3 protein-coding genes are annotated in these 7,368 nt (G+C 60.7%); all 3 read left to right on the top strand.

Translation table 11 applies throughout. From position 1 onward, the window contains the following. Window positions 1-389 precede the first annotated feature (389 nt). Window positions 390-2,351, top strand: a complete 1,962-nt coding sequence (locus E3O67_RS11770; protein WP_241982148.1) for a site-specific DNA-methyltransferase — start codon at window positions 390-392, stop codon at window positions 2,349-2,351. After that, window positions 2,351-4,906 (top strand): DEAD/DEAH box helicase, encoded by a 2,556-nt coding sequence (locus E3O67_RS11765; RefSeq protein WP_135102779.1) that lies wholly within the window; start codon window positions 2,351-2,353, stop codon window positions 4,904-4,906. Before E3O67_RS11770 ends, E3O67_RS11765 begins: the two co-directional genes overlap by 1 nt. A gap of 1,225 nt (window positions 4,907-6,131) precedes the next feature. Beyond that, window positions 6,132-7,368, top strand: a 1,237-nt coding sequence (locus E3O67_RS11760; RefSeq protein ID WP_135102778.1) for a DUF222 domain-containing protein, incomplete at its 3' end; no start/stop codon positions are given.

The following is a 7,368-nucleotide window of genomic DNA, read 5'->3' as shown; positions in this document are numbered from 1 at the left end:
CTCGATCGGGCACGTCACGCCAGTGGACTTCGAGATGCAATACTCGTCACAGGCCGCAGAGATCCAACTCGCCGCTTAACCCGTGTCCACTCTCCGGGGTCAAGGCCACCACCCCGTATCCCGTACCAAACCGGATCTCTGCGCGAGATAAAGTAACTTGGGGTCTGCGGCGCATAATCGCTTCTTGGGGCGGACTTTTCTCGTTCAAGCAAAAGGTGAAAATGTCGCGACTTACAGAGCTGCTACGCGCTGCGAAGCAGCTCGACCCGCAACTCGGTGCCGATCTCGAAGCAGAGCTTAAGCCGCTCCAGAAGCGCCTTCCATTCGGTCTGAACTTCGAGCGTCACGCACCCGAGGCGGTCGAGCTAGCGGGACACACAATCCGCAGGATGAGCAAAGTCCGCATTCTTCCTCCGCGAGAATCTGCTGTCCGTGGTGATCAACGGCTCTGGCAAGTTGATGCGGTTTCAGGTGGCATTGCCGAGGTCTCGCTCTTGGGCGCGACCGAACCGGAAGTGGTGACTGTTTCTATCCACGACCTAATACTTGTCGCGGAGTTCCGTGACCGGATTTACCCTGGCCTACGCCCAGACGGCACGGTTGAACGTGGGGGTGATAAGCCTTTCCACACGGTGATCAGCGGTGAGAACTTCCACGTGCTGGAGCAATTGACCTTCACACATGAGTACGCAGTCGACGCGATCTATATCGACCCTCCCTACAACACCGGTGCGAAGGATTGGAAATATAACAACGACTACGTCGAGGGTGACGATCTCTATCGTCATTCCAAATGGTTGGCGTTCATGGAGCGTCGACTCAAACTGGCGAAACGCCTGCTAAATCCAGATGATTCAGTTCTAATTGTGACGATCGACGAAAAAGAGTACCTGCGGCTCGGGCTCTTGTTAGAGCAAACTTTCCCCGAGGCCCGGATCCAAGCGGTATCAACCCAAATCAATCCGCAAGGCACCTCTTCCGGTGCCGCTGAGTTCTCTCGAGTGAACGAGTTCATTTTTTTCGTTGTCCTGGGTGGCGCCGAGCTCACAAAATGGTCGAGGTCGATGATCGACAACGACAAGGAAGCGAGCGACGTCAGCAACGATCAGACCGTGCGATGGGCCGACTTCGCAAGGTTCGGAGCTAATGCCAGTCGCCAAAAAAGTCCCGGTGCCTTCTTCCCGATCTTCGTGGACATCAAGTCCGAGATCGTGCATAGCATCGGCGAGGCAATCGGCTGGTCCACTGATCCTGCAAGCGTCCCGGTGCCGCAAGGCACACGAGCCGTATGGCCACCGAAGCGGCCAGATGGCTCGGACGGACGATGGCGTACTGTCGCCGAGTCGTGTCGCGAGCTCGTAGAAAAGGGCTACTTGAAAGTAGGGCCCCATAACCCTCGAAGCGATCGACACTCGTTCGCGTACCTGCAAGGTGGCTCCGTCGCGCTGATTGAATCTGGCCAGATCCGTGTTGTCGGCAAAGATGCCAAGGGCGCGGTAGTTGTTGAGTACGGCGAGGGAGTGAAGCGAGCAACTCCGAAAACAATCTGGACCCTCCCCTCACATGACGCATCACGGTGGGGCGCCAACCTTTTGCAACAGATTCTCCCGGGACGAACGTTCCCGTTCCCCAAGTCCCTTTTCGCGGTTGAGGATGCCCTTCGCTTCTACGTGAAGGAAAAGCCCGATGCGGTAATCGTCGATTTCTTCGCGGGATCCGGCACAACCGCTCACGCAGTGATGCGTCTGAACAAGCAGGACAATGGGCGTCGGCAGTGCATCTCGGTAACTAATAACGAGGTCGCCGCACATGAACAGACGACTCTTCGCAAGAACGGTCTACGGCCAGGTGACCCCGAGTGGGAGCAGCACGGCATTTGCGACTACATCACAAAGCCGCGGATCAGAGCTGCGATCACTGGTTGCACGCCCCAGGGAGAGCCGATCAAGGGGGAGTACAAGTTCACCGACGAGTTCGCCATTGCGAACGGATTCGAGGAGAATGCAGCCTTTTTTGCGTTGACCTACGAATCCCGATGGATGGTCGGCAACGACCGCGCGTTCGCCGCGATCGCTCCGATGCTCTGGCTTCGTGCAGGAGCGGTAGGCGAGCGTATTGATTCGCTCAAAGGCGGGTGGGCCGTGGCCGACAGCTACGGCATCATTAAGGACCTGGATCAGGCGACAGAGTTCATCCATGCGTTGAACGAGCGGAATGGGATACGTATTGCCTACATCGTCAGCGATGATGAGGGCCGCTACCAGCAGATGAGAAAGGAACTCCCCGCGGTGGAGCCGGTGCGCCTCTATGAGGACTACCTGCGTAATTGCGAGAGCACGGGTGACCTCTGATGCGATTCACACTTAAGGACTATCAATCGGACGCCGTAGGCGACACTCTGCGAGAACTCGCCGATGCGCGTGAGATCTATCACGGCGCGCGGAAACGCGTCGGCTCGGTCGCGCTGACTGCGGCCACAGGCTCGGGCAAGACCGTCATGGCGGCAGCAGTGATCGAGTCCCTCTTCTGGGGTAGCGACGACTTCGAGGTCGTTCCAGACCCGGGCGCCGTCGTCCTCTGGTTCAGCGACGACCCTTCACTCAACCAGCAAACGCGTCACCGGTTGGAGCAGGCGTCTGACCGTCTGCGGAACCGCTTGGTGACGGTCGAACACCCATTTAGATACCCGAAGCTCCAGGCAGGTCACGTCTACTTCCTCAACACGAGCAAGCTGTCGCGAAACAGCCTCCTCGTGCGCGGGCACGACGACGCGAACACGCTCACTGGCATCGAGTCGCATCCAGACACTGTGCCGTTCACCTTCTGGGACACTCTACGCAACACGATCGACGAAGCCGGGCTCACTTTGTATATGGTGCTCGACGAGGCCCACCGCGGAATGGGTAAGAACTCTTCGGATACCCCGACGATCGTTAGGCGTCTCATCAATGGGCACAGCGGCGTCCCGCCGATGCCAATCGTTTGGGGTATCTCGGCGACCGTGCAGCGCTTCGAGGAGGCGATGAGCGCCGCGCAGGTGGAGGAGAACCGTCTGCACCTGCGAACCGTCACGGTCGATCCGGTGCGCATCCAAGAGTCGGGCTTGCTGAAAGACGACATCATCCTCGACTTCCCCGCGGAGACAGGAGACTTCAACACGGTTCTACTCCGTCGTGGAGTCCGGAAGGTGAAAGCCCTCTCCGATGCTTGGGCTGCCTACGCCCATGCTCAGGGCGATACCGAGTCGATCAAGCCCCTGATGGTCCTACAAGTGCCTAACAAACCCGCGCCCGCCGAGGTTGCCGCCGCGATAGACGTGATACGCGACGAGTGGCCCGAGCTGGAAGCAGACGCGCTTGCGCATGTGTTCGGCGACCACACTGCGCAATCGTTTGGTGCGCATAGCGTGCCGTATGTATCGCCAGAGCGAGTCCAAGACGCTACCTACATTCGTGTATTGCTTGCGAAAGACGCCATCAGCACGGGCTGGGACTGCCCTCGCGCCGAAGTCATGGTCTCATTCCGCCCTGCGAAGGATGAGACCCACATCACCCAACTGCTGGGCCGCATGATCCGCACACCCCTGGCTCGCCGCATCGAAGGCGATAACTTGTTGAACAGCGTTGAGTGCATCCTGCCGAAGTTCAACAAAGCTACGGCCAGCCTCGTGCTGGAGCGCATTATGGGCAACAACCTCGTTGGTGGCGGCGATACTGGACCTCGGGTGCTGGTCAATCCGAAGTTGATGACTCCGAACCCTGCGGTTCCCGACGAAGTCTGGTCGTTGTTCGAATCGTTGCCTGCTGAAACTCTTCCGCGAAAGCACGCAAACCCGATCAAGAGACTGACCTCTCTCGCCCATGCTCTCGCAGCGGATCGCTTCGTCGCTGAGGCCGGAAAACTTGCGCACGAGCGCTTCCACGGTGTGCTGAACGGGCTTGGGGCGCAGTACCCAAATGACTTGAACAAGGCGCGCACAGACGTGCTGACAGTCGCTGGTGCGACACTTCATGGTTCGGCTCGGCACGGCCTCCGCGCGGACGGCTCGTGGACTGAAGAGGCCGACGATCGCGCTATACAAGACGCTTACCGGCACGGCGCTCGGACGATAACCCCTGACGTCGCCCGCACCTATATTGACCACGTTTCTGCTGAGGCCGACGACGAAGACGCGCTCCGTGAGGCACACGTCCGGGTCGCCGCGCTCGCGATGCTTCCTCAGACAAGACCAGCGCTCGATGCCGAGGCGGACAAGCTAGCGAAGGAATGGCTGAACCAGTACCGTGTCGCGATCAAGTCGTTGCCGGAATCGAGGCAGAGCCTCTACGCCGAGATTACGGCAATGAGTACCGACCCTCAGCTCATCTCGATGGCACTGCCGAAGAACCGACAGGAAGAAACGAAACGTTTGGTCGGCGACGCTGAGCAGTTGCTTGAACGTCGATCGCTGCACTTGCTCGCAGATGATGAGGGTATGTTCCCTGTCGGCAAGCTCAACCCGGATGAAGTCCAGGTGATCGACGTTGAGATCGGCCACGGCGACATGCTCGCCTGGTACCGCAATCCGACCGGCGGTCGCGACTCGATGAGCATCGCGTACCAGGATCGTCATGGTGACTGGCGCACGCTGCGACCCGACTTCCTTTTCTTTGTCGACACCGATTCCGGGGTGCGAGCGAGCATCGTCGACCCGCACGGTTCTTGGTTACCTGACGCGATTTGGAAGCTTCACGGCATGGCGCGGTTTGCCGAAGTTTATGGAGCTAGGTTCCACAGGATCGAGTCGATCTCGCGGATTGACGGCGAGCTGCGTGTGCTCGACTTCACGCTGCCAGTAGTTAGAGAACAGGTGCTCGCGGAGTCCGACGCTCGGTTTGCATACGATCGCGCTGCCGTAGCGTACTAGTCGCGGGGAACACAAGGAGGCCCCGGGGCGGGGTCAGGCGAGCGTAGAAGAAGCTCTAGGCGGTCACGTTACATTGGCTACAAGCGGGAGCCCTTGGGCGCTGGGCGCGGCAAAACGTAATGGATAGTGAGCGCTATTTGGTGCTCGCCAAGAGGCGCGGTACTGCACCTCGGTGCGTGCTTGTGCTTGCGCTGTACTTGCACAGTACCGATCACAGCGGGTACACGTTTTTTCCTCGTAGATGAGGATTTCGGGAAGCGTTTCGGCTGAAGCGGGGCGTACCTGCACAAATCTAAAACTTCAGGGTTCCCCCATCAAACATCAAAACAAGGGACGGAAGGTACAGGGCTCGGACATATGCACACCAAATTCCCTTTACCTACGGGCGGGCGTGCGGGTGAATCTTGATTTGAGAGGGGCGGAGAAGGTACACAGAAACCGGACTGGTTATTGCCGTTTTCGTGCCGATTTCTGGACCGCGAACCCTGTACCGTCTCGCACTCAGTCAGAAGGCGCGGAAGGGACACGGCACAGCACAAGAGGTGCAACGGTACGCATATGAGTGAGTCAGTCGTCTCGATCTGAGCGCGCCCGTCACATCGTGCGCGAGCCTGCCGACTAGAGCTCCGATTCATGAACCTCGGTAAATCCAGCGTTTATCCAGCATTTTGAGAAGAATCCAGCGGAAACTACTGAAGCTGTACGAATATGGGGGTGAAATAAATCCCCTGCATGTTGGCGGATAGCGTTCAATATTCAAAGCGCTGGATCGTATGACTCGCAACCAGTGGGTTCCCGGTTCAAGTCCGGGGGGGTGCACCAACAGACCCCCTTCATCAGGTTTCCACCGGATGGAGGGGTTTTTTCGTCCCGACGCGGTGGTCTGGAATGTCGGTGGTCGAGCCCGCCTCGGTGGTCGAGCCCAACCGGTGGTCGAGCCCAACCGGTGGTCGAGCCCAACCGGTGGTCGAGCCTGTCGAGACCCGGCGACCCAACCTTCGAATGCTCCCGCCCGTCCGACCTGCCCCTTCGTGGCGCTCCTCACGGAAGCAGGCGCACGTTAGATGATCCGCCGCGAGCTGCAACCTGCGCCGCGGAACCGCCCCCGGCCCCCCGGGTGGGCCGTCGAGCCAACGCCACAGTCCCTAGAAGAAAACTACGAAAATACTTCTCCACAACATGACATACTCTCGACTACGTGTGCCCATTAAGGTATCCTTGGAACATGATGAACCTCGCGGAAGACCTCAGGCAGGCGGCCGAGGCTGTGGCCCTGTTGGGCTCTTCGAGTGCGGACTATGAGGCTCTGCCCGATGCCGCCTTGTTGGCTGGTCAGGGGCAGATCGCGTCGGCCCGCCGGCTGCTCGACACCCGCGCCGCGTGGATGGCGGGCACGATCGCCCGCCGGTCCCGGCCGGAGCTTGGGCACTCCGGGTTGGCGGCGCGGCAGGGGTTCCTGTCCCCGGAGGCTTTGATTCAGAAGTGGACCGGGTCCTCGAAGGGCGACGCGTACAAACTGGTCGCGGTCGGCACCATGTTGGCCGATGCGGAGGCGGCGGAGAAACTGGTCGAGGCGGCGGTCTCGTCGCCCGGTACGGATGCCGCCGTGGTCGCCGCGTTCGTCGCGAAGGTGCCGTGGCAGGCGCCGATCGCCCGGGCCGTCACGGCCGGGACCCTTTCCGTCGACGCGGCGGAGTCGATCCGCGCCGGGCTTGGCCAGATCGATGCCGCGGTGACCGCGGAGAAGCTCGCGGCGGCGCTTGAAGCCCTGTTGGTCGAGGTGTCGTCGCTGAATGCGGACCAGGTCTTCAAACGTGCGAGGCGGATGCGTGACTCGCTCGACGAGGCCGGCATCGCCGCCCGGGAGAAGCAGGCCTATGACGACCGTTACCTGCGCGTGTACCGGCTGAACAACGGCAATGTGCGCCTGAATGGGCTGTTCTCGCCCGAAGATGGCGAGTTCGTGCTCTCCACCTTCGACTCCATCACCGGCCCCCGCCGGGGCGGGGTGCGCTTCGTGGACACGGAGCGGGCCGCCTGGGCCAAGAAAATGCAGGACGACCCCCGCAGCAACGAGCAGATCGCCGCAGACTCACTCGTGCAACTGCTCAAGATCGCCGGCGAGGCCGACCCGGGCCGGATGTTCGGCGGGCGCCGTCCGTCGGTCCGGGTCATCATGACCCAGAAAGCGTTCACGAACCGTCAGCCGGACCAGCCGGGTCAGCCGAATCAGGCAGGTCAGGCAGGTCAGGCAGGTCCGGCAGGTCCGGCAGGTCAGACAGGTCCGGCAGGTCAGGCAGGTCAGGCAGTTCCGGCAGGTCCGGCAGGTCAGCCGGGTCGAGCAGGTCAGCCGGGTCGAGCAGGTCAGCCGGGTCAGCCGGGTCGAGCAGGTCAGGCGGGTCAGTCAGGGGAGGCCGGGCAGGTCAGCGACCACGGGCCGGGCGAACCGGCTACGCATGGGC

The organism is Cryobacterium sp. TMT3-29-2 (assembly GCF_004564305.1).
Lineage (GTDB): Bacteria > Actinomycetota > Actinomycetes > Actinomycetales > Microbacteriaceae > Cryobacterium > Cryobacterium sinapicolor.
Note: the sequence above shows the minus strand (reverse complement) of the source record. Positions and strands in the feature narration are given on the sequence as shown.